The organism is Saprospiraceae bacterium, from assembly GCA_016709995.1.
Taxonomy (GTDB): domain Bacteria; phylum Bacteroidota; class Bacteroidia; order Chitinophagales; family Saprospiraceae; genus JADJLQ01.
This window is the reverse complement of the sequence record JADJLQ010000001.1, coordinates 2,843,707-2,869,471: the sequence shown is the minus strand read 5'-3', so window position 1 is coordinate 2,869,471 and position 25,765 is coordinate 2,843,707. Positions and strand designations below refer to the sequence as shown.

Sequence of the window (25,765 nt, the reverse complement as noted above, 5' to 3'; positions counted from 1 at the left end):
CGAACCTGGAGAAGACGGTCCAAATCCTACAGAGTAAAATTTTTTTCCTTTTAAATAAAAATGACCTACATATTCTCCGGAAACTTAAACTCTAACACAGAAGGCTTAAAACTTGCAGAAGCTTCCACTTTGTCAGCTTTGAATACGAAATAGATCGCGTGGAATCCTTTTGTAAATTTTAAATCTGACATGCCGCTCAACTCTTTTAAACCTGCTACACCGTCACTGGGACTCACCATCAATTCACCTATTTGTGTGCCGTTTTCCGGATCATCCAGTCTAACTTCTATTTTGCCTGTAGTGCTGGCAGTATAATTCATCATGACTCCTTTGAGGTCTTTAAAATCTATGTCATTCAATCCGATATAATCATTGTGATGCAGGGTGATAGTCTTTGCACCATTGGCTTCATTTGTGGTGACCTTGCTGGATTTGATATCTGCATCGGTAGCTTGGATTAAACTATTTTTTAAAGTCCAGGCAGCTTGATTGGATAGAGCAGGGATCCCATTATAACCTCTGTCCGTATAGCTTGCGGAGATCACATAATTGCCCTTGCCGGAGGATTTGACATCCACCACCCCACTGAGCATATTGGAGATAGCCGTTTTATTGTCCTGCGAACCCCCGGCAAAAGAGAGTATATAATTGACCATTTGTTTCACTTCTCCTTCACTGAGTTGAGGGTGGGCTGCCATGGCACGGTCGCCCCAGTTGCCAGTACCACCAGTGATCACTTTATGAGCCAGTACCTTATCTATGCCTTCTTTACCTTGATAGCGTTGGGCGACCTGGGTATAGGAGGGTCCATTGATAGCCTGGGTCGGGCTGTGGCAGGTCTTGCAATCTGACTTTTCAATTAACAGACGACCAGATTCATTGGGTGATTGATTCATGCCTGCCAGGTGTCCACTTGCCTGGAGCGCGGCCAGGTCCTGGCCTTCCTGGATAAATGCAGAGGAGACCTGGATGTTAGCAGGACTAAGGGTGCCGGTTTCGTTGGACCCATCTTCTTTATCTTGAATGGAGATAGAATAGGGTATTTTTCGACCTGGCCAGAAAAAAGTCTTGTTGCCAAAAACTTCGATATCTACCAGAGGCATATCATTGCCTACTTGAATTTTGGTATTGGTCTGGGCTGTGGCGCCACTTTTATCATTCACTCTAAGTTGAAGATCGTAGGTCCCGGGTGATGGGATCTCGATTTTTGCTTTTAACCCTTGGGCCTTTTCTGCCCCATTGATCAGCCAGGTGTAGCTAAGGTCATCGCGATCCGCATCTGAGGATTCACTGGCATTGACATTGACGGTCATTGGTGCTGCCCCATTATATTTATCCACACTAAATTTAGCCACCGGCCTCCGATTACCTCCATTAAAATCGATTTTGAATAATTGAGCATCTTCATTTTGCGCAAACCATTTGGTACCATAGTTGAGTACATAGAGCGATCCATCTGGCCCAAACTTCATGTCCATCGGGTTGGCAAAAGTGGTGCCCTCCATAAATCGATCGAACTTGATAAAGTTGTTTTCTTTGTCGAGACTCACGACATAGATCCATCGGCGCATCCATTCGTAGATGAATAATTTCCCATCAAAATAATCAGGAAAAGAGCCTGCAGCAGGAGTATAATCTTCTTTATAGTATACCGGTCCACCCATTGGATTTTTACCTCCTATCTCCACAAAAGGGAATTCACGACTGCGATCATAAGAGTACCAGACTTTTGGAGCCTTGTATGGAGGCAGGTCTGTCATACCGGTGTTGTTAGGAGAATTATTGACTAAATGGTTTGGGTCAAAGAGTGGACCACTTTTTTGGGCAGCAAAGTCATAGTCATTGTATGAGTGACCATTGCCACGAACATAGGGCCATCCATAATATCCGCCGCCTTCTCCTGCCTGACCAAAAAAGTCATAGCCCTTAGGTCCGCGACCCAGGCTGTCTCGTCCTGCATCGGGTCCTACATCACCCCAATGCACCAGTTTTCGCCGATCATCTACGGAAAATCTAAAAGGATTGCGACAGCCCATTACGAATATTTCAGGCCTGGTCTTAGGCGTGCCGGGTTTAAAAAGATTGCCTTCAGGGATTTCATAGCTGCCGTCGGGCAAAACCCTGATGCGAAGTATTTTTCCGCGGAGATCATTGGTGTTGGAAGAAGATTTTTGAGCATCCCAGGGCATGCGACCCGGCCTCTCGTCGATCGGATTGAAACCATCAGAAGCAAAGGGATTGGTATTGTCACCCACTGAAATATACAACAATCCATCTCCCCCGATTTTGAGATAGCCGGCACTATGACAACACTCGTCTCGTTGCACAGGAATCTTGAGTATGATTTTTTCGGAAGCCATATCCAGGGACTTATCTTTTAATACAAATCTCGATACATGTTGTGTCGGAATATCACCTACCGGAGAATAAAACATATACACATAGTGATTGGTCTCATATGCGGGATCCAAAACTATTCCTAATAGGCCATCTTCGTACTTGGTATGTACAGGCATACTGGTGATATATTCGATGAGGCCGGTCGATGGATTGTACAATTTGATATTGCCTTTTCGCTCTGCGATCAGGACGCTGCCATCTTGCATGATATCCATTTGCATGGGCTCATCAAGGTTAGCGGCCAGCACCGATTTTTCGAACCGGTTTTCTTCAGGCATGGCGATGGTATAAGCCTTGGAATAATCCAGTTTTTTATGATCCATGGCATACTCTATGCCGCCGAGGAGGTGCCCGAGAAAGGCGGGCTCTATATAGGAGCTGTCAGTATGGCCGAGACCGGTATAAAATGCCCGTCCTCCATCAAACTCGTGATACCAGGCGATAGGATGATTACCCTGCATATTACCCCCTTCATAAGAAGTCTCGTCTAACGAGGCAATCACATGGAGATCCGGCTGTACATCCCGGTAGTTGTACCACTCATCCCACCTTGACCAGACCGATGGCAAGTCCTTACAGGCTGCCGATCCATCACAAGTGATCTTGATGGCGGCATTGGCTTGCTTGGGATGGCTGTGAAAATAGGCTCCTGCCAGTTTGCCATACCAGGGCCAACTATACTCCGTATCGGCAGCAGCGTGTACTCCCACATATCCCCCACCTGCCTGGATATATCGCATAAACGCTGCTTCCTGCTGACTATTGAGAATATCTCCGGTAGTACTCAAAAAAACGATGGCAGCATATTGGCTTAGAGATTCATCTGTGAAAACAGTTGGGTCTTCGCTTATACTTACTTCAAAACCGTGTTCCTGACCAAGTTTTTTGATGGCTGCCTGACCCGGTTCGATGGAGGCATGTCTATACCCTGTAGTATAAGAAAACACGAGGATATGATGCCCCCCCGTAGAGGTGCAGGACTGTTGGAACGGAGCTATAAAAACCAAAGTAAAAAGGAGCAGCAAAAACATTCGCATGATGACAAGTATTAAGGTTTAATGTAAGGAGGGTAAAAATAGGCCTATTTTATTGTAAAAAATACTCATAAAAAGCACAAAAACTATCTGGTTACGACACATCAGGATGGATGAAGCCGGATACCGGATCAGCTTTGATTAAGATTGGATTATCCTTTATCTACTTCCTTTAGAAAGGAGATCAATCCCTTGAAATAAACCTCCTGGTCATCCCACATGGCCATATGACTGCCATTTGGGCAGAGTAAAAATCTTCCATTTGGAAACTGGGTTGACATCCACTTCATATGTTCAGGATCCATCGTGTCGTGGGTTGCGCCGATTACTAAAGTGGGAACATTGATATTCTTGAGTTCCTTGGAGCGATCCCAGTTTTCAAGTCTTCCGCTGATACCAAACTCAGATGGACCTTGCATCAGTACATAGACCTGGCTATTGGTATGAGCAAAATTTCGATTGACCGGATCGGGCCATTCGTCTAATCGGCAAAGATGTTTTTTGTAAAAATGCGGCAAAAGCAAACCCATATATCTTGGATCTGAATACTTGCCTTGAGATTCGAGTAGCATGATGGAATCTAAAACGATTGGATCCATTTGTTTCGATAGCACATCAGCAGCGTAACGATCATAAGCGACACAGTCAGACATCATATTGGAGATGATCAGACCTTTGATATGTTGTTGATATTTGAGTGCATAGTCCATCGCCAGGATCCCTCCCCAACTGTGACCAACGAGGTAAAAATTGTTTTCATCCAGTTGTAATGCCTGGCGCACCTGCTCTACTTCTTCTACAAACCTTTCATTAGTCCAGAGTGAGCTATCCATCGGCTGATCAGAATAATGTGATCCTAACTGATCATACAGTATAAACTCGATGCCTTCCCGTGGGAAAAAACTCTCTGCACATTCCCAATATTCGTGGGTAGAGCCTGGTCCTCCATGCAACAATAATACTTTGATGGTAGGATGGTGCCCAATAGTTTTAGTCCATACTTTAAAATCACCTTTTGGAGTATGGATCGGAATCATCCTGATACCTCCTGACTGGACTCCGGGTGTACTGACTTGATGATATTGAGCAAGGGTAAGTACTGTCGGATCTACCGAAGCATTTCTGCAAGCAGCATAAAACACTAAACTAATGACCGATAAAATGAGCGACTTCATAAAAAAATATTTTCCTAAACATAGTTAATTCTAGCCTAAGTATAGAACCTTAGATTAATAATTCAATAAGAGAAATTAAAATAAAGTATATGGAAAATATGCGCTGCTTACCGTGGACTGAATCATCCGAAGATCATCTATTGGCAAATCCGAGAGGAGGTTGACAGGTAAATCATTTTTGTTTTCAATCCTTATTCAGTCATCTGGTAGTTTTATAACCCTTGTTCATTTGTGTGAAGTTTAAATAGCTATTCGAATAGACTTTTTTCGGATATGATCATTTAGGATAAATCGCATGTAATAGTAAATTCTTCAAAGCTTTATATATTTTAATAATTACTATCTTAATATATTTGGAAATTTCTTCCGCCCTTGTCTCCGTTAAATTCAAGTTAAACCAATTCTATTGCAATCATATACTTTGCCCGCTTCGTTGGTACATATGAATTATTACAAGTATTTTGTAGCCTAAATGCATCACAGGAATCTATTATCTCTGGCTTTTTTTTTGATCACTATTGGTTTGTGGGGCCAGAATTATATTGATAGCAACCTGGTGCAATTCAGCGGCATGGTGGTCACTGATCAGAAAAACGAACCCCTGCCAATACCTTATGCCCACGTAGGTGTCGAAAATACGCGTCGAGGTACTTATGCAGATCGCAATGGTTTTTTCTCCCTGGTAGTGCAAAAAGGCGACAAACTGGTTTTTAGTGCTGTAGGGTTTAAATCTGCTCATTATGAAGTTGCTGTAGATCTCAAGGATAATCGGTATTCGGTATTCCAGATCCTTTACAGTGATACACTCACCTTGCCTGAAACGGTGATTTACCCCTGGCCTAGTAGAGAACATTTTAAATTGGAGTTTCTAGCACTCGATGTGTCAGACAAAATGAGGGAGATTGCAGCCAAAAATCTTGCAAACAATGCTATGGCTAACCTCAGAAAATCACTCCCTAGGGATGGAGGTGAAAACTTTAGCAATTACCAACAGCAGGTAGTGCAGAATTATTATTATGCAGGCCAGTATAAACCTATAAACCTCTTTAATGTGGTGGCTTGGAAAAAATTCTTCGATGCCTGGAAAGAAGGGCAATTCAAAAAGAAGAAGAAATCCGACGATGAATAGTCAATGGTGATTGACTAGCCCCAGTAATCTTCTATCGAAACCGCCTAATTCTTTAGGGTGCCAAGCATTTTGTACCCATTATCCTCCTTTTCCTGGGGCATTGCCAAATCAAATGACTATCAGGTTGTACACCTAAATTAACCAATTCTAATCTAAAATTAACTGTAGATATATTATTATATTCTGATTTATTCAATTTTAATACTTAATATTCTGTAAATACAAAATTTAACAAAGAGTTGACAAATTTAATTCTGAAATCTCAAACTTACCAGCTTACATTTGCGTTTTAATCGCAATATGAAATATCTTTATTTACAGGATTTGAGATGGCTTAAAATGTTGGTGTTGATTGCCTCAGTCCTGCTTTTAGTTTACATCCTCACACTAACACAGTAATTACCTACACGTACCAGATTGGATAGAATCGTCAGACAAAGTGCAATGTTGCAACTCAAGCTGGCCCTTCTGATCTATTGCTTGATTTTGAGTGTGGATCCTTTTTTAATATATTTGGAATAAAACAACCAACAATAAAGCTTCCATGCATTCCAAAGCCATTTCTGTCGAAGTTTATCTCCGTGAGTTCCCTGAAAAACGGATCGTTCCAATGACGCAACTTCGCAAATCACTCAAAAAATAAAGCGCTATTCACCAATGATTAAGGCAGATGAATTATGGGTAGGCGACTGGTTGCGTGTGATGGCTTCAGGTCAAAGGGGCCGGTTTGAAAAACAAGATCCAGGCGGAAAAATGGTCCTTAGGATGAAAGATGATCGGCTGATTTCATTTAACTCAGAGGAGCTGGAGATCAGCCAGGACGAAGATATCCCGGAATCTATCGAATATAAAAGGTCCTCTGAAGATGCCTATATTCCGGACTCGGGCGGTATAACAGAATACCTGTTCACAGATACTATAGACTTGCATTACGAATTGCTGCGAAACTTGTTTTCTCATGACCAGGGCAGTATCCTCGATTTTCAAAAAGATATATGTGAAAGATTTTTAGAACATGCTGTAGACAAGGGGCTGCCTCATATTAGAATCATTCATGGTGTAGGCCAGGGAATTTTAAAACAGGAGGTAGAGTATCTGCTAAGCTTGTATCCCGAAGTCACTTTAGTATCTTCCAATCCCAACCTTGCTTCGATCGATGTTTGGCTAAAACAATAATTATAAGGATTGCTAGTATGCGGCCGTGTAAAAACTGAGCGTTGAAGGGCTACCTTAAAATGCTAGGAATGGATAAAACTCTTTTGTAGCTTATCCTTACATTTAAAGCCTTATAACAATCAGATGCAGAAAGATCCATACGAAATAACCGTAGACACCATCAAAGAACCACCTATCCGTTTTTTTGATAAACTTAAATTTTTAGGACCAGGTTTTATACTCTCGGCTTCAATCGTTGGTTCCGGTGAGCTTATAGCTACTACCATATTAGGAGCTAAAGCTGGATTTGCAGCATTTTGGATCATTATACTCAGCTGTTTGATCAAAGTGGCTGTCCAGCTCCAATTTGGCAAACATGCCATTCAAAGTGGTGAAACCACCATGCGTGCTTTTGATAAGATACCTGGTCCCAGGTTTAAGAAAAGCTCCTGGGCGGTATGGACGGTCCTCGGCTTGACATTTCTCAAAATCATTCAGCTTGGAGGCATGGTGGGAAGCACAGCCCTGGTACTCCGGATGCTGTTTAGCGGGGGCTCTACTTTTATGTGGGCAGTGATCGTAGCCCTGATGGCTGCCATCCTTATTTACAAAGACTATTATCCCCTGGTTGAAAAAGGCTCATTGGTCATGATAGCTTGCTTCACCGTGCTGACACTTGGTTCTCTTTATTTGTTGAGCAAAACGCCCTATGCATTTACGGTGAGTGATGTATGGAATGGGATGAAATTCAAATTGCCGCCGGATCTTATCCTGGTCGCTATCGGAGCCTTTGGAATCACCGGTGTCGCTGCTGATGAGACGATAGCGTACAATTATTGGTGCCTGGAGAAAGGTTATGCAGCTTACACCGGACCTAAAACACCAGGAGTAGATGATCCACAGCGAAATGCCAGGGCGCAAGGATGGATCAAAGTCATGACCCTGGATGCCATTTTTGCAATGATTATTTATACCCTGGTGACAGCGGCTTTTTACTTATTAGGAGCTGCCATCCTATTTAAACGAGGAGAAATCCCGGAAGGAAACTTTTTGATAGAAAAGCTCGCCCTGATCTATACAGAGTCCCTGGGGCCCGGCGTGAAAACAGCCTATCTCATCGGAGCATTTTTTGTGTTGTTCAGCAGTGTATTTGCCACTTGTGCTGCCATGACCAGGTTGTACAGCGATGGGACCGGTGTATTGGGATGGTATGATTTTAAAGATGTAGTCAAAAGGAAAAAAGTGGTTGCCTTCCTGGCATTTTTGTTTCCAGCTTTGTGGGTTCTCATGTACAAGACGATCAATCTGCCCGTTTTGATGATTTTATCGGGTGGTGTGGTTGGCTCAGTATTACTCTTGCTGGTTGGATATGCAGCTATTCATTTTAAATATCAGCGCAAGCTTGATCAGGCCGAGAGCAAGATCTATGATTTGTTTTTTTGGTTAAGTATTTTGTCCATCGTATTTGTCGCTATTTATGGATTGTATAGTTTGTTTTAAGGGTATCCAGGCATTGATATTCTTACCTGGTCGAAAGTATTAAAGGCCATACCCCATTGCTTAAAAGTGCAGAGACGACTTCAGCGAACCTGGAATATTTCAGGCATTTTTTTCACACTAAAAAATCAAAAAAAAGGTAACTTTTTATTGATCATTTCAAACATAAGCTGATTTTATCCATTGTTGATACTCTGTCTTAATTCTATCTTTCTCTTTGTCATTTATGATATATTTATCAAATGAAATATACGGTCCTGTTATTAATCTGCTACATTCAAAGTGTCGCTCAAACACAAATTCATCTCTGGCCCAATGGTGCTCCGGGATTTGAAGCCCGGAAGGATGAGCCAGAACAAGCCAAAGATTGGTGGGTAAAAAATATTCACAATCCTTCTATCACGGTGTATCAGCCAGCCACCGGCACGGCCAATGGTACAGCAGTATTGATCTGTCCCGGGGGTGGACATAGGGAGTTGGTGTTTAATCCCGAAGGCAAGGATGCGGCAGCGTATTTTAATAGCATCGGCGTGACTGGTTTTGTATTAAAATATCGACTGGCCAGGGAAGAAAACTCGCCTTATTTATTGGATGTACATCCTCGCCAGGATATCAATAGGGCTATGCGTATGATCAGAAGCAAGGCTGCTGAGTGGCATCTCATGCAAGACAAAATCGGGGTGATGGGATTTTCGGCCGGTGGGGAGGTCGCCGCTATGGTGGCATATTCAGGTGGCAGTATCCTGGGCTCCATGGATTCAATAGATTTGGCAGATAGTAGACCAAATTTTCAGATTTTGATCTATCCGGGGCCATATGGTATTCCTGAGACTGTACCGGATAATGCTCCTGCTACCTTTATGTTAGTCGCCAATGACGATCCTTGCTGTTCTCAGCCGGTGGTGGACCTGCTCAGTAAGTATCGAAAAGCCAAGCGACCCATCGAGGCCCATATCTATGCACAGGGATCTCATGCTTTCAATATGGGTTTACGTAGCAAGCTGCGTACCCTGCACAGCTGGCCGGATCGATTGACTGATTGGATGATCGACAATGGTTGGGTCAAAGAATGAATATTGTTTTTTTAATGAAATCAATTTTATAGTTGTTCGGTTGTTCTAAACAATTTGCCAACCTCCCCCAAAAAAATTAAGACAAATCTTTTTATATTACCTCTCAATAAAAAACCTACAAATAATGGAAAAGAAAATCTTGCTCACCGAAAATGAGATTCCCACGCATTGGTACAATATCGTGGCCAGTATGACCAACAAACCGCTGCCACCGCTGCATCCCGGCACCAAAGAACCGATAGGACCAGAGATGCTCGCCCCCTTATTCCCGATGGAGCTCATCCTGCAAGAAGTATCTGGTGAAAAATATATTGAGATCCCTGATGCAGTACGGGAAGCCTATAAAATCTATCGACCTACGCCAATGTATAGGGCATACGGTCTCGAAGCTTTACTTGACACTCCAGCTCATATCTATTACAAATACGAAGGGGTAAGCCCAAGCGGTTCTCACAAACCCAATACAGCTATCCCCCAAGCCTATTACAATAAACAACAAGGGGTAAAACGGATCGTGACAGAGACCGGCGCTGGACAATGGGGCAGTGCTCTGGCTTTTGCCTGCAATATGTTTGGTATCGAATGCGAAGTTTATATGGTCAAAGTAAGTTATGATCAAAAACCTTATCGAAGGGTCATGATGGAGACTTTTGGGGCTAAAGTCCATGCATCCCCAACAGATCATACAGCGTCGGGCAGGAAGATATTGGCGGGTGACCCCAACTCCCCAGGGAGTCTGGGGATAGCTATATCTGAAGCGATCGAAAGAGCTGCTCCCGATGCTGATACGAAGTATGCCTTGGGCAGCGTGCTTAATCATGTATTGTTGCACCAGACCGTCGTGGGCCAGGAGGCCATGCTTCAAATGGAGAAAGCCGGTGAAATGCCAGATATCATTGTAGCCCCTTTTGGCGGCGGCTCTAATTTTGCCGGATTGACTTTTCCGTTTTTGAGATTAAACCTGGAGGAAGGCAAGTCGATCCGTGCGATCGCCAGTGAACCACTCTCCTGCCCAAAACTAACCCGAGGCGTATTTAGTTATGATTTTGGAGATTCTATAGGTATGACACCATTGTTGCCTATGTATACACTGGGACATGAGTTTGTACCAGCATCCATCCATGCCGGAGGGCTGAGATATCATGGTGCCGGTGTCATCGTCTCCCAACTATTAAGAGACAAGCTTATCGAGGCCAGAGCACATGCACAGCTGGAGTGTTTCGATGCCGGCGTAAAGTTTGCTCGGGCAGAAGGTATCATCCCTGCGCCAGAAGCTACTCATGCAATCGCCACGGTTTTTCAGGAAGCCATTAAAGCGAGAGAAGAAGGAACTAAAAAAACCATTCTATTTAATCTGTGTGGACATGGTCATTTTGACATGCAGGCTTATGCTGATTATTTTGCTGGCAAACTGCAAGATCATGTACTGAGTGAAGCAGAAATTGCAGATTTGACGAGTAAATTGATACCAGCTTAACAGACTTTAAATACTACAAATGATTAAGGAGCTTGTATTTATTATGAGCTCTTTTTTTATATTGAAAAGTATGTTAACCTGGAGATATGACTAATTTTATCTGTGATTATTTTAATTAATGCTTAACAACTCAATGCCCCTTTACCACAGCAAATTAATCTACACAGCATCCAGTGCTGACCCCTTATATGATCATGTGATCTCTACTGAAGAAGATGGAACCATATTGGATATCAGACCATATGCCGACATCGAGCGTGAGGCTGCTGTCCAAATGCTACCGGGTATTATAGTCCCGGGATTTATCAATGCACATTGTCACCTGGAGCTGTCGCATATGCGTGGCATGATCCCTACAGGCACCGGTTTGGTTGAATTTATCAGGCAGGTGGTGACGCGAAGGGGTGCTGAGGCAGCCCATATTGCAGCCCATATAGCAGAAGCAGATAATGAAATGTATCGGCAAGGGATCGTGGCAGTAGGCGATATCAGTAATGTCTCAGACAGCTTCGAGCAAAAAGGTAGGTCAGATCTCCGGTACAATACGTTTGTGGAAGCCTTTGATCTTATGCAACCGGATAATGCAACTGCAGAATTTGAAAAATCCAACCAGATTTTTGAAGCCTTGCATTGTAAAAAGGGTGATTATAAATCTATAGTGCCACACGCTACCTATAGCGTATCTGACCCATTGTTTCGGTTGATTCGAGCGCACCAGGCCCCGGGAGGGACTGCCAGTATTCATCACCAGGAGACGGAAGCTGAAAACCAATTTATTGCCAGCAAATCCGGATCATTAGTGTCTTTTTTTCTAAGTTTCGGATTGAACCTGGACCAATATCATGCTCATGGATTGCTTGCCTCCAGCGTGCCAATCAAGGCCATGTCGGAGACACAACGGACTTTATTAGTACACAATACGATGAGTACTGCAGAAGATATCCAGGCTATCGAGGACTGGAATAAAAATGTCTACTGGGTGACCTGCCCCAATGCCAACCTGTACATTGAAAACAGAATGCCAAAATATCAATATTGGTTAGATACTCCCACCAAAATGTGCATTGGCACTGATAGCCTCGCATCTAATTGGCAACTATCGATCCTCGAAGAGATAAAGACGATTCAAAAATATCAATCCTATGTGCCATTCAATGAATTGATTAAATGGGGTACGATCAATGGGGCTGAGGCTCTTGGCATGGAAGATCGCCTGGGCTCAATCGAAATTGGCAAGAAACCCGGATTAGTACACGTTTATCCCTTTGATGAACATAAATCGATGTTTTTACCAGATAGCAGAGCAACTCGTCTGATCTGATTTAGGATTTATTTGATTGCAGCGCTGCCTCTTACCTGGGTAGAAATCCGAATGGCATCCATAACATCGTAGATGAAAATCTTGCCATCACCTACCTGGCCTGAAGAGGCGTGTTCCATAAAAACATTGATGCATTTTTCAAGATTTTCATCACTGACTACGCATATGATCATGACCCTGGTCTGAAGGATCATGGTTTGCTCCGAACCCCGATAGTGCTCAGCATAACTTTTTTGCAATCCTGTTCCTTTGACTGGAACCACCGTAAGGCAAGGTATATCTGCTTCTTTAAGTCCTATTTGAACAGCTTTTAGCTTGGATGGTCTGATGATGGCTTCTATTTTTTTCATAGAATGACAAATTAAATAAATTATTCAAAAGTAGAATAAGACTCTACACCAAATGAACCTGCATCTATACCAGAAAGTTCTTCTTCGCGTGATACTCTCAACCCGATGGTCTTTTTAAACAAGGTCATGATGGCAAAAGTAATAGCAAATGAAAAGAGCGAAATCACCACCACGCCTAATGCCTGAGTAAGAAAAAATTGGCTTCCTCCTCCAGTGAATAATCCTTTTTCTGTGGCGAATAGCCCTACTGCCAGGGTACCAAACAAGCCGTTGCAGCCATGGACAGCAATCGCTCCTACCGGGTCATCTATACCTTTTCGGTCTATCCATACTACTGCGAGATCGACCAATATCCCGGCAATCAAACCTGTCAGGATCGCGGATAATGGATTGACCAGGTTACATCCTGCTGTGATAGCTACCAGACCTGCCAGGACCCCATTGATGACCATCGTAATGTCTATCTGGCCGTACCTAAAGTAAGTGTAGATCATGGTAGACACCCCACCGGCTGCAGAAGCAAGAAAAGTATTGGCAGCGACATGCGCGATCAGATCCCATTTTCCCACAGCGCCTAAGGTAGAGCCTGGGTTAAATCCAAACCATCCAAACCAAAGTATAAAAGCTCCAACAGCAGCCAAAGGAAGGTTGTGACCAGGTATAGGCGTAGTGGCCAGCACTCCTGATTCCTTGCTATATTTTCCAATCCTGGGTCCTACGACGATGGCTGCTGCGAGTGCAGCAAAGCCGCCAGTAGCATGTACGGCCGCTGAACCTGCAAAGTCATTGAATCCTTTGAGAAATAACCAGCCATGCGGGTTCCATACCCAATTGGAGATCACAGGATAGATGACCGCACAGAAGATGATTACAAATAGAGCATAAGACCAGATTTTCATGCGCTCTGCCACAGCACCTGATACGATGGATATGGCTGCCAAAGCAAAGCCTAATTGTAAAAACCAAAACAGTTTATTGGATACCGTGAGACCAAGGCCTAAATCACCCTCGCTAATCCCAAAACCAAATGCAAACCAACCATTGGACACTCCATATGCTATGCCAAAACCAACGATATAATATGCCAAACCACCAAAACAGATATCCACGATCACCTTCGCGATGATACTCATGGCATTCTTGGCACGAACAAAACCTGCTTCTAATAAAGCAAATCCTCCTTCCATTAAAAATATAAAGGCCGCACAAATAGCTACCCAGACAGTATCAATACTATGTATCAGGTCTGCTTGCTGGGCAGCGACATCGGTGACTTCTTGCATAAAGACTAAGATTTAAGTAGGTTATTTATCGGGGAGTGAAAATAACCTATGTCTTAGAAAAATACTCTCTAACAGACCTGATTCTTTGAAGAAAATTATTTTTAGTTCAAAAAAGGTTAAAAATCAATGCACATATAACCTAAAAAAGACTTTTGGGGCAATTTGAACATTCAGACTTTTACTGACTCAAAGTCACTATTTCTTTGATTTACCGATAGCACCAATACCGGCTTCCCAAAGTTTCTGATTCAAATCAGGTAGGTTTTTATTGGTGATTTCATTGGCCATAGACTGAAGGGTATTCCATTCTGCCGTAAGTACTTTAAGCCTATCCAAGGAGGGTTGATTGACTTTAGGCATATCACTCTCCGTTTGATTGACCATAAAAAGATAGTTGGCTGTAAACTTATTTGGAAAATTTTCGACATCATCATAGGCTTTGGATTTCCTTTGGATCATATCTTCATCCCAGAGTTTCATTTTTTTGATTGTTTCATTGCCTTCTTTTCGTAGGTCGTCATATTTTGAATCTGCAGGCAAGGATTGGAGTACTGACTCCAGGCGTATGCGTTGATCATTCAAATCATTGACCATCTGGTGCATTTTGCTGGCTTCAGTTTCCATTTTAGTCATCAGTTCGTCATACTCCATATAATCCTTTGGGCTGGTTGCATATAACGGATTGGGTAATATCCGGGCAGCTGTGACCATACTTTGATTTCCTTTTTTCAGGGTAAAAGTATATTTGCCGGGAGGTGCTTTGTGACCATCAAAATTGCTTTCGATATAAACGCCAGCCACTCCTTTGATCGTAGGAAAGCGCAAGTTCCACACAAATCTATTAAGTCCTTTTTTCTTGGACAAAGTAGGTTCTTCAGATGGACCGCCCTCCCATTCCGAAAATGTACTATCTCCGACAGAACTGAATGACCTGATTAATTTTCCACTTGCATCGGCGACTTCAAGGGTCAATACTTCTGAGGCTTCCAATTCGGGGAGATTATAATAGAGCACGATACCGGTAGCAGGATTGACTCCTCTTGATTTCTGACTTCCCTTGAACTCTGAAGAAGTGTGATCCAGGTCGCTGGATCCATTGACCAGGTAAGTGTCCTCTGGTTGATATAAGGTCATCGCGTTATCTATAGGTTGGTATTGTCTGATTAAGCCCAAATCGTCTAAAATCCAAAATGAACGACCTGAGGTAGCTGCTATCAAGTCACCCTGATGTACCCGCAGATCGGTGATAGGAGTGACAGGCAGATTGAGGTTGAATGGCATCCAGTTCATGCCCCCATTCATAGAGATGTATATGCCAGTCTCAGTGCCAGCGAATAAAAGATCCCGGCGTTGGTCATCTTCTCTGACTACCCGGGTAAATGCACCGTAAGGGATACCATTATTGATGCTGGTCCAGGTCTTGCCATAATCTTTGGTTTTATACAAGCCGGGTGTATGGTCATTAAACTTGTACCTGGTGGTGGCTATATATGCCGTCGCCGGGTCATGAGGAGACACTTCAATAGAGTTGATCAGGCATTCTTTGAGATCCGGTGGAGTCACATTGAGCCACCGGGCTCCTCCATCGCGGGTCACATAGACCAGGCCGTCATCGCTGCCGGTCCAAATGACTCCTTTTTCAGAGGGTGATTCGATGACATATGCCAGGGTACCATAGTTTTCTGCTCCTACGGCTTCGTTGGTATAAGGACCGCCGCCTTTACCCTGTTTGTCTTTTTCATTCCTGGTGAGGTCTGGAGACGCTTCTGTCCAGGTGACCCCCATATCGGTGGTTTTTAATAATTTTTGAGCCCCATGGTAATAGGTATTGGGTTCGTGCTTAGACCAGATGATCGGAGCATTCCAATTAAAACGGTATAGCATGTCTTTGGCATCCATACCGAGATATTGTATAGGTGCAGCCATGATATTGGTGCTGGCTTTGGCTTTGTTGTCCAATACTTCTATGGTGCCCTGGTAGCTACCCCCCAATACATATCTCGGATCGTCCGGATTAAAAGCTAAAAAGGCACTTTCACCACCTGCTGAAGAAGTCCAGCTTTCTCCGGTGATGCCGCCACTGCCGAGTTCACGATGCGCTATAGATACCGACGAATTATCTTGTTGTCCACCATAGATCCGGTAAGGAAATTGGTTATCGACATTGATGCGGTAAAATTGAGCAGTAGGCATATTGCTCTGCGGGGTCCAGGTTTGACCTTGGTTGAAAGAGATGGCAGCGCCACCATCATTGGAGATCACCATGTTTTTAGGATTTTGTGGATTGATCCAGAGGTTGTGGTAGTCTCCATGAGTACCAGTGATCCTATCCCATGATTTTCCTCCGTCTATAGACTTAAATGCAGAGGCGCTGAGAACATAGATGGTGTTTTCATCCGCAGGATCAGTAAATAATTCAATGTAATACCATGCACGTTGTAAGAGGCGATGGTCGTTGGTGATTCTTTTCCAGCTTTTACCTGCATTGGAAGACATAAATAGCCCTCCTAACTCATTGTCCGAGTCACTTTCGATCAGGGCATACACGCGTTCGGAGTTGGATCGGCAGACGGAGATCGCCATTTTACCCATTTCTTTAGGCAGTCCCTCCGTCATTTTGTCCCAATGCTCCCCTCCGTCGGTACTTTTATACAATCCGCTACCCGGTCCACCACTGATGACTTTCCATGGCAAGCGACCACCTTCCCACATAGCGGTATAGAGGATCCGCGGGTTATTCATATCCATACTCAACTCTACGGCTCCGGTCTTATCATCTACATACAATACTTTGGTCCAGGTAGTCCCGCCATCTGTAGAGCGGTAGATACCCCGCTCCGAGGATTTACTATAGAGTGCTCCCTGTGCAGCGACATAGACTACATTGGGGTCCTTTGGGTGGATAACTATCCGGGAAATATGCTGAGAAAGTTCTAAACCAATATTTTTCCAGGTTTTGCCGGCATCGGTGGATTTGTATACTCCGTCGCCGTGGTGGGTCATTACTCCTCTGACAGGATGCTCGCCCATACCTACATAGACCACATTGGGATCACTTTCGGCTACTGCTACGGCTCCTACTGATCCGGTCTTAAAAAATCCATCGGATATATTGGACCAGGTGAGACCAATATCATCCGTTTTCCAAAGCCCTCCTCCTGTCGTGCCCATATAGTAGGCAGTCACATCCCCCACCACTCCGGAGGCGGCCACAGATCTCCCTCCTCTAAAAGGGCCTATACTGCGCCATTTGACCGGCTTAAAATAGGCGTTGAGATCGTCTGCAGGTTTGGCAGGTGCCGAAGGCACTGCGGAAGCAGTTACGGAAGCAGTCGTTGATTTGGATTTTTTCTGAGACCAGGATGTTGGTAGGATCATCGTGATCAAGAATAGAATTAGAAGAGGTCTTTGTAGCATAAGTAATAAGAATTATTTGCGGGAGAAATATAGGCCAAATAATCCGGATGCGAAAGCCTGGATTACCCACAAGTATCAAGTGGGGTCCTTGTATGTAAGGATTCCAAATAAACAGGTGTTATAAATTGGTCAAACCAGACTATAAACTAACTCAATTAAATTGCTTCAATAAATCTTTAAGTTGTATATCAGTCTCTTTCTCTTTGATCTGCTGAATCCAGGATTTTAATATATTGACTTTTGATTCAAGACTTGATTTTGTAGCACTATCTTTTTCATGGACCATGTCAGTAAGTAAAAGGTCTTTTAATTCGAATAACCCCCGGGTGTACAAAAATTTATTGTTTTTGTCCAGATCTGCTACCGTCGCTTGTTTGAATAAAAAACCAGCTTTATCAAAGATTACATCAGGTGATTGATTGCTGAGCATCATGATATATTTCTCCATCAGGTTTTGGGTCTGAGCGGGATTCTCTATCAGTTTATTTTCTATGAAATCCAGGCTGGAAGGATCATTGTCTGTGGTAATGATGTCAGAGATAGCTTCCTGTATCTGGTCGTTTTTTTCTTTCTGCATGGACATCGCCAGTGATTTTGCTTTTGAAGGATTGACCTGCCCCATAATCTGCATAGCTTGTGAGATCACCGAATACGCACTGTCACTGGCGATGCGCTGATCTGCTATCGTTTCGATCGATTTGTAATCTGCTTCGCCCAATATCCGCAGTGCTGCTGCTCTGACTTGAGAGTGAGGGTCTTCGGAGGTCAGCCTGACCAACTGTTCTACATCGGTTTTGTCGAGTTTGGGTGTATAATCCATTGCCCGCAACCGGATATACCAAAATGGATCTTTAATAGCTTCGCCCCAGACTGTATGATAATCTTTGTCTTCTGTGAGTGCTGACAGTGCATTGAGTTTGAGTTGTAGATTATTGCAGTTTCTCCATTGATATTTATACTGATCGGAGGTGAGTTCAGCTTCATTCCACTCGGTTAGAATCACCCTGTTGGGATCAAGGACTACCAGCTGGGGGTTTGCATCACATGGGATGTCAATTTGTTGTTCGCGTTGATCCATGGTGATCCTGATTCGTTCTTTAGTCCCATCGGCATGGTGAATGTCAAGGTCCATAGGTAGGATGAATGGGTTAGGAAATGTCTTGTCCTGAGTTTGTTTGAGGTCGATGATTATTTTTTTATTGTCGCGATCATAGGACCAGGCGTAAGTAAGGTTAGGGTGACCGTCATCGAGATACCATTGATTAAAAAACCAATTGAGATCTTCTCCGGTGACTTCTTCAAAAGCGAGACGGAGGTGGTGTACTTCGACCGATTTATAAGCATTGCTGACCAGATAATGATGGAGTCCGGCATAAAATGCTTCGTCGCCCAGATAACTGCGCAGCATGTGTAATACCAAGCCCCCTTTGTTATAGCTGTGGGCATCAAACATATTTTCTTTGTCCGTGTATCTAAAATCAATCAGGTTATGAGGCTGGCCAAAAGATACCGACGAAATATAACCGGACAGCTCTTCTTCGCGATGACGATCAGCTTCGTACCGGCCATATTTGTATTCAGACCATAGGTATTCAGCATAGTTGGCAAATCCTTCATTGAGGGTGAGATTGGACCAGGATTCGCAGGTCACATAATCACCAAACCAATGGTGAAACATCTCATGGGCTACGATCTTATCATTAGGATCATCGATGAGTTCACGACGGGTCTTTTCGATAAAGTCTCCAAAAACCACCGCAGTGGTATTTTCCATTGCACCACTGACATATTTTTTGACGATGATCTGGCTAAATTTTTTCCAGGGATATTGTACGCCGAGTTTTTCACTAAAAAAGCTGAGCATCTCCGGGGTATGATTGAAGATATCTTTGGCATACGAGGCATAGGGTTTGTCTACATAATATTCCAGGGGGATATCATTCCATTTATCGGTGACTCTGGCAAAAGGTCCTGCAGCGATCATCACCAGGTAAGGCGCGATGGGTTGGTCCATCACCCAGGTGTCTGTGCGGGTGTGGTCAGTATTTTTACTGGTTTTTGTCATAAGCCCGTTGGACAAGGTCAGCATGCTGTCTGGTACCGTCAAGGTGATGTCGATGGTCATCCGTTCGTTCGGTTTGTCTATGGTAGGCATCCAATGACTGTTGTTTTCTGTTTCACCCTGGCTCCATAATTGAGTAGGCAGCTTAGGATCTGTACTGCGTGGATCGATAAAATAGAGTCCATTGTCATCGGTGATGGCAGCGCTTCCTCTGGTCGTATTCTCAGAGGGTTTGGCAGTATAGTCTATGGATAATAGCAAGGTGTCGGTACGCGTATATTTTTTTCCAAGGTGAATGGTTACCATATTTCCATCATACGTATAATTTAATGTTTTACCGGATGCTGTGATTGAATTAAAATCAAAAGTTTTGGCATCCAACTGCACCGTGTCAGTGGTATAAAACAAAGGCACCAGTTTCAGGGTGGCCAAGCCGATTACATGTTCCTTTTCCCAGTCAAATTTCAATTGGAGTGAAGTATGAATTAAGTCCCATCGGCGGGTATAAGCAGACCTGTAAGGCATGACAGGTTCGTTGGTGATCATGGTCTCCTCTTCCTCCTCGGGAGTGACTACCAGTGGATCGAGCTGCCTGTATTCGATGTCACCCACACCAGCAGTATCGCCTTCTTCAGGCCGAACTACAGACTTAGAGGCCAATTTACTTCCGGTACATGCACCAAACAGTATAACCGAAAAAATGACCAGCGATAAATATTTCATATTGATAGATAAAAAATTTTAGAAAATTATTATTTCATTGAGCCTCGGCTTGGTTAGTGTCGACCAGATATCTCGATGCGATAGCTGCTGTAAAAATCAGCCCGGTCAGTACGATGGGTGGTAGAAAAGTAAAGAACAACATTACTAAAAACAAGGCGCCAAAGACGATGATTTCTATTTTTAAAAGCCCTTTCCAAAGATGGGCACTTAAATCATTTTTTAGAAAATAAAGATTGACCCAACCTCCAAGGATACAGATCAGCGTAAAGCATGCACTCAGTCCTCTGAACAAATCGTACATGCTGCGATTAAATCCCATACCCAGGTCTTGCTTATAATTGGTAAATAAATCGATCAATTGTTTTTCGGTCTCGTTGGCTGAGACTGGAGAGGTAAAAAAGCTAAGGGAGTGAAAAAAAGCAGTTAAAAATTGCAAAGTAAGGAGTGAGAATATTGCTTTTCTAAACATAGTAGAATGACCCTAAAGGGACACAAATGTACCAACTATTGAGGACAGCTCGACAGATATTCTGCAGGCACTCCTGAGCTCATTGAAATATATTTTGACTTCTTTTTATGATTTGTTGAGTGCCACTGGATGGTAGTTGCCCACTTTGGTCAGATCCAGGATTACTTTTTCGGATTTGGGATCCTGGTAATAGGGTTTCTCAAATTTTCCTCCCCAGACCATATCCTGGCTGAGATAACTTTTGCGTGAATAAATCGTTTGGGAAAAAGTGTCATCATAAGCTTTGATCAAGACAAATATCTGTACACTTTCATTGAAACAATCCTCTTGAGACAATGCATACAATGGGCTGGTCTGGTCGATGATATGGACCACTACCCAATTGGTGGCAAACAAGGTGATTTTCGGTACATCCAATTTGAGATTGGTAAAGTGCCTTTTAGGCCCTGTGCTTGTTTTCTCCTCCCAACTAAGATTGACAGTCGCTTCTACCTCCATCAGGCTGGTATGGTACACATTGGCCAACATAAACATTAGCGCATTTTTGTCTTCAAGCGGGGATATGAGGATCTTTTCACTGTATTTTAGTTTAGTATGGGGCTTTGAAAATCTGCTGTACAAAGTACCCGTAGCTAACGCAAACAACATCAATCCAACAAAAGCTTCTAAAGCCGATACAGTGCTCGCCAGGAAGCCGACTGGATGCATGCCTCCGTAGCCAACAGTGGTGATTGTCTGAGCAGAAAAGAAAAAACTTTGTACCCATTGATCCCAACCTGAGGTAGTCGTCATGCCCGCTATTTGTTCTGTACCGATCAAACAATAAATGATGGCAAAGAAAATATTGGCCACGAAATACAGACAGGAAATGGCTAAGAAATAGACTGGCCAGGATATATTGGTGATCCAGTGATATACGTTAAAATGGTGCCACCAATGGGTACTGATTTTTTTAACATTAAATGTGCCGTCTGACAAAACAAACTTCGTTTGACCGGTGACACTTTGATCCAGGCCAAATTCTGAATCTTTTCTGGATGAAAAAAATCGCAATGGATTGAGCTTTGCCATATTGGGATGAGTATAACAGGTTTTGTCAGGAATTGTTTAACGGACCCGGGTTTAAAAGTCTTTCGATAATGTGCTGGTCTGGGTAGAAAGGTTTAACAGCATTTAATCCCAAAATGTTGATCGCAACAGTGACTTTGTCTTCTCTAGACATTTTGTTTTCGGGTATGGCATTATCCGTAGTATCAATCAAACATTGCTCGGGGATCAAGCCTATCAATTCGCTACCCACTGTATCTGCTCCATATTCTTTGGCGATAGAAGTACACATATTAAATACCTGATGCAAAGGAGTCTGACCTATGTCTACCAGGTTAGTGGACACCTGGGCACAGTGATATTCCGGCATATACCAACCGATGGCCCTGACAGCGGCCAATCCACCATTTTTTTCGCGCAAGCGGGAAGCAATCTTTTTTGCTATACTGACTTCTTTGGTGTTGAGATTGATATTATAGGCTATGAGTATTTTTCTGGCACCGATGATTAAAGCGCCTGATCTTTCATTCATGGTCGAAGGTCCAAAATCAGGTTGACCTGTAGGCGTGGTCAATTTTTGAGCCAACCCTTCGTATTCACCAGAGCGAAGATCACCAAGATTTTTTCTATCAGCGCTCTTAGCTGATTCATTATAGAGATAGACAGGGAGTAAAAGTTCAGAGCCGACTCTTTGAGCCACCTCCAGCACACAATCTATGGCTTCCTGCATGGTGGTGTTGACGAGTGGCACGAATGGGAATACATCTACTGCGCCTATGCGTGGATGCGCTCCCTGGTGCGTGCGCATGTCGATCAATTGAGTCGCAGTCAGGATACTACGGTAGGCTGCTTCCTTGCATGCTTCGGGATAACCTACAAAGGTGATCACTGTCCGATGAGCATCCTGGCCCATATCTATGTGGAGGATTTTGACCCCTGGTACGGACTCGATGCTCTGGGCTATGGCATCGATGGTGGATTTGTCCCGACCTTCGCTAAAATTAGGTACACATTCTATGAGTTTGTCTTGTAGCATAGTCAGCTTTTTTTAATTCAGCAACTCAAGGATACTGTCAAGGTTCGTTTTATCAATTGGTCACCTTGATCACCCAGGCATGATCACAGGATGATTGAGCGGAAGGTGGAACCGTAATATTGACTGCCTGGTCATTCTGCTTCCAGCTTAATGTTGAATTGCTCCCAAGCATCCGGATGGAGGTGTTTTTTGAAAATCTTATTTTAGTCAGGCTTATTGGGTCTTTTGGGAAATCAAGGAGGAAAATATAAGTTGTTTTGCCATCCTTGGATTTTGTGTATCGGATCCGGTCACCTTCTCCAAACACGGTATACATCCTGGTATTGTAGATGGCCTCTCCATTGATTTTCATCCAGGCCCCGATTTCTTTTAACCGGCTGTAAGCAATATCGTCAAACTCACCTTCCGGGCTCGGGCCTATATTTAAAAGATAGTTTCCGCCTTTGCTGACGATGTCCACCAATTTTTCGATGATCTCGTTGGTCGGTTTATACACATCATTGGGTACATAACTCCAGCTGCCCGCCATAGTCATACAAGTCTCCCACGGATAGGGTAGTCCCTCGTCCGGGATGTGTTGCTCCGGGGTAAGATAATTTTGTTGTTCTCCGGGCACAGCTCTGTCCACGACGATGAGCTTGGGTTGTTTGGCTCTAACTTCTTTAACCAGTCGAGGCATATCTATATCCTGGTTTTGAGGATTGCGAGCCCACCTCACCCCATCATACACCTCCGTTAAATAATTCTGAACTTCTTCGTCGGTGGGTTTGCGTACCCAACCACCGTCCAGCCAGAGGATATCTACTTTTCCATAATCACTGACCAGTTCATCAATCTGATTGTGCGTAAAATCGATAAATTTTTGCCATTGTTCAGGATGTTTGGGAATGTAATAGTTGGCGTTTCTATCCACGGGAGGAAATTTTTTCCACCAATAATAATCTGAATGCCAGTCTGGTTTGGAGAAATAAGCGCCTATCCAAAAATCTTGTTGACGGAAGGCATTGAATATTTCTTTCGTGACATTGCTGCGCGGGTTGGATGAAAACGGTGTACCCTTATCCGTGATTTTGTAATCCGTGTATTTAGTGTCAAACATACTAAAGCCGTCATGGTGTTTCGTGGTAAACACCATATACTTCATACCGGCATCTTTGGCAGCCGCGGCCCATTTTTCTGGATTGAATTGGGTCGGGTTAAAACTAGTCTTTAGGTTTTCGTAGGCTTTTACATATTCAAAATAATTGTCAGAGGCGATGCCTTTTTTTCTGGCTCCAGTCGCCCATCCCAGGTCCTCTGGGCAAATGCTCCAGCTTTCCACTACGCCCCACTGGCTATATGGCCCCCAATGCATCAGCAACCCAAATTTTAAATCTTTCCATTCTTCCAGGCGGTGCTGAATGGCTGTGTCAGGATCAGGGAAGTATTCATTGTGCTGAGCCATTATACCATAGCTCGAGCAGAAAAAAAGACAGAATAATAATTTTTTGGCAATAGAAATATTCATATAACAAAAATAGTTAATATGAATGGATTGGTGATTTTTAAATTAATAACATGGTATGGGTGACCCAATTTGCAGGATGGTCAAGCCACCTTAATCATTGTTTTTGTATAACCCGGTATAGTCGCTGCCCTGGTAAGCACCCCATTTAATTTTTTTCTTCACCGGCACGGTCGTCACGATACGATGTATCTGCATCCCATCAAAAGTATAGGTATGTCTTAGATTGGTCCCATGTATATATAAGATGTCCAGGAAACCATCATGGTCCAGGTCACCTACCCAGGGAGTAGAGGACACATTATTACCTTCGTAGGTATCACCGATTTGCAGGACTTCATTGGTTTTAAAATCGATGAGGGCCAGAATGTTATAAAAATATTTGTGGATATCGTTTTTGATCTCTTGTATATTGACACTCATCAGTACCTCATCGCGACCGTCACCATCCCAGTCGACAGCCACCGCCGAACTGTTTTGGTAAAACCCCAGAGAATCTATAAATTGAATTTTGCCTGTTTTGCCATCAGCCATAAACTGAGTACTCCAGTCCAGTTTGGGCCAGCTGCCCATCGCATAGGAGGCGAAAAAATCCGGAATAGTATCTTCATTAAATAGACCGACGGTGATAGAACTGTAAGTCTCTGTCTCCGGCCGTTTGATCTCCCAAAGTTTTTGATAGGTGACCCCATCATAGGCAAGCATGCGACCATTGACTGAATTGACAAATAGGTCCAGCACCCCATCCCCATTGACATCAGCCCGTGCTGCAGGGCCGATATAACCCCTATCTACGGTGCTATCCAATATCCTCGCTTTGGACAGGTCACCAGCTCTTAGTTGGGATAATAATCCTAGATACAAATGGCCTCCTAATGTCTCGCCCCCACTACCAAACAAAATCTCATAGTCCATATGATCGGGTGTTGGATTGACCGTGACAGACATATAGATCTCTTTGCGGTCAGGCATGGTCGCCAAATGCAGGATAGCCCCGGTAGCAGCGCTCATGATCAGGAGATACCCCGGCCTTCGATTGGGATCGTAGGCAGCGACCTTGACATCCCCACCATTAGAAACCACGATATCCTGCAGACCGTCTCCGTCTTCATCAGGGATCCACTGCGGATTGTAGAAATTGTAGAAATCATGTTTTCTGTTGTCGCGGCTCTTAGGATTAAATCGCCAGAGGACTTTACCCGATATACCACTGATCATGATCAATTCACTGGATCTTCCACAGATCAAGGCATCAGGATGCCCATCCTTATCAATATCCTGGAAGATAGCTGATCCAAAAATTTGATCAGTCGCAGCTACATGCCAAAGCAACTTGCCTGTCTTACCATCCAGGGCTATTACAGCAGAGTCACAGGCTTCAAACTCCAGCCTTCCTGCCCCCATGATGATGTCATCCGTACCGTCTCCGTTGAGATCCGCCACGCGACAAGAGGAAAAAGAGCCCAGGCCAGGTAGCGTGGTCGTCCAATTGGTTTGCCCAGACGCTTGAGAAAGGAGCCCGATAAAGGACAATAAAATAGTATATCTAAGTGCCATGAATCAGGTGCGAAGATAAGGGGATAGGTTAAAATGCAAGGGGAAAGATATTGGGG

Annotated in this window: 17 protein-coding genes; 6 read left to right on the top strand and 11 right to left on the bottom strand. The window is 43.7% G+C overall.

Annotated features, from left to right (window positions below; translation table 11 throughout):
- Positions 1-65: 65 nt before the first annotated feature.
- Both IPJ09_12120 and IPJ09_12115 read right to left on the bottom strand, forming a co-directional pair.
- On the bottom strand, positions 66-3,437 hold the full coding sequence (locus IPJ09_12120; protein MBK7372162.1) for a ThuA domain-containing protein: 3,372 nt from the start codon (positions 3,435-3,437) through the stop codon (positions 66-68).
- Between the two features lie 149 nt (positions 3,438-3,586).
- On the bottom strand, positions 3,587-4,609 hold the full coding sequence (locus tag IPJ09_12115) for a proline iminopeptidase-family hydrolase (protein MBK7372161.1): 1,023 nt from the start codon (positions 4,607-4,609) through the stop codon (positions 3,587-3,589).
- A 472-nt stretch (positions 4,610-5,081) separates the two neighbouring features.
- Here IPJ09_12115 and IPJ09_12110 point away from each other — a divergent pair, with 472 nt between their 5' ends.
- The 6 genes from IPJ09_12110 (at position 5,082) to IPJ09_12085 (ending at position 12,261) form a co-directional block, all read left to right on the top strand.
- Complete coding sequence (locus tag IPJ09_12110; protein MBK7372160.1) at positions 5,082-5,738, top strand: carboxypeptidase-like regulatory domain-containing protein; 657 nt, start codon at positions 5,082-5,084, stop codon at positions 5,736-5,738.
- Positions 5,739-6,395: 657 nt separating this feature from the next.
- Positions 6,396-6,914 carry a Smr/MutS family protein gene (locus IPJ09_12105; GenBank protein ID MBK7372159.1) on the top strand — a complete coding sequence of 173 codons (519 nt, stop codon included), beginning with the start codon at positions 6,396-6,398 and terminating at the stop codon, positions 6,912-6,914.
- A 123-nt stretch (positions 6,915-7,037) separates the two neighbouring features.
- A complete protein-coding gene (locus IPJ09_12100) occupies positions 7,038-8,393 on the top strand; it encodes an Nramp family divalent metal transporter (protein MBK7372158.1) in 1,356 nt (451 codons plus the stop codon).
- Between the two features lie 239 nt (positions 8,394-8,632).
- On the top strand, positions 8,633-9,463 hold the full coding sequence (locus IPJ09_12095) for an alpha/beta hydrolase (GenBank protein ID MBK7372157.1): 831 nt from the start codon (positions 8,633-8,635) through the stop codon (positions 9,461-9,463).
- 124 nt (positions 9,464-9,587) lie between these two features.
- Positions 9,588-10,940, top strand: a complete 1,353-nt coding sequence (locus IPJ09_12090) for a TrpB-like pyridoxal phosphate-dependent enzyme (GenBank protein ID MBK7372156.1) — start codon at positions 9,588-9,590, stop codon at positions 10,938-10,940.
- Positions 10,941-11,073: 133 nt separating this feature from the next.
- Positions 11,074-12,261 (top strand): amidohydrolase family protein, encoded by a 1,188-nt coding sequence (locus IPJ09_12085; GenBank protein MBK7372155.1) that lies wholly within the window; start codon positions 11,074-11,076, stop codon positions 12,259-12,261.
- Between the two features lie 8 nt (positions 12,262-12,269).
- Here the strand turns inward: IPJ09_12085 and IPJ09_12080 are convergent, their stop codons facing one another.
- The 9 genes from IPJ09_12080 to IPJ09_12040 all read right to left on the bottom strand — a co-directional run bounded on the left by IPJ09_12080 (position 12,270) and on the right by IPJ09_12040 (position 25,709).
- A complete protein-coding gene (locus IPJ09_12080) occupies positions 12,270-12,611 on the bottom strand; it encodes a P-II family nitrogen regulator (protein MBK7372154.1) in 342 nt (113 codons plus the stop codon).
- A 20-nt stretch (positions 12,612-12,631) separates the two neighbouring features.
- Complete coding sequence (locus IPJ09_12075) at positions 12,632-13,894, bottom strand: ammonium transporter (protein ID MBK7372153.1); 1,263 nt, start codon at positions 13,892-13,894, stop codon at positions 12,632-12,634.
- Positions 13,895-14,089: 195 nt separating this feature from the next.
- Positions 14,090-17,272, bottom strand: a complete 3,183-nt coding sequence (locus IPJ09_12070) for a glycosyl hydrolase (protein ID MBK7372152.1) — start codon at positions 17,270-17,272, stop codon at positions 14,090-14,092.
- A gap of 190 nt (positions 17,273-17,462) precedes the next feature.
- Positions 17,463-20,096, bottom strand: a complete 2,634-nt coding sequence (locus tag IPJ09_12065; protein MBK7372151.1) for a M1 family metallopeptidase — start codon at positions 20,094-20,096, stop codon at positions 17,463-17,465.
- A 34-nt stretch (positions 20,097-20,130) separates the two neighbouring features.
- A complete protein-coding gene (locus IPJ09_12060; protein ID MBK7372150.1) occupies positions 20,131-20,565 on the bottom strand; it encodes a hypothetical protein in 435 nt (144 codons plus the stop codon).
- A 105-nt stretch (positions 20,566-20,670) separates the two neighbouring features.
- Positions 20,671-21,636, bottom strand: a complete 966-nt coding sequence (locus tag IPJ09_12055; protein MBK7372149.1) for a hypothetical protein — start codon at positions 21,634-21,636, stop codon at positions 20,671-20,673.
- A gap of 25 nt (positions 21,637-21,661) precedes the next feature.
- The gene (gene ftcD / locus IPJ09_12050) at positions 21,662-22,648 is read right to left on the bottom strand and encodes a glutamate formimidoyltransferase (GenBank protein ID MBK7372148.1); all 987 of its coding nucleotides are present in this window, start codon (positions 22,646-22,648) and stop codon (positions 21,662-21,664) included.
- Positions 22,649-22,700: 52 nt separating this feature from the next.
- Positions 22,701-24,155, bottom strand: coding sequence for an alpha-L-fucosidase (locus IPJ09_12045; protein ID MBK7372147.1), 1,455 nt, complete (start codon positions 24,153-24,155; stop codon positions 22,701-22,703).
- 90 nt (positions 24,156-24,245) lie between these two features.
- Entirely contained in the window at positions 24,246-25,709 is a 1,464-nt protein-coding gene (locus tag IPJ09_12040; GenBank protein ID MBK7372146.1) for a PQQ-binding-like beta-propeller repeat protein, read from the bottom strand.
- Positions 25,710-25,765 lie beyond the last annotated feature (56 nt).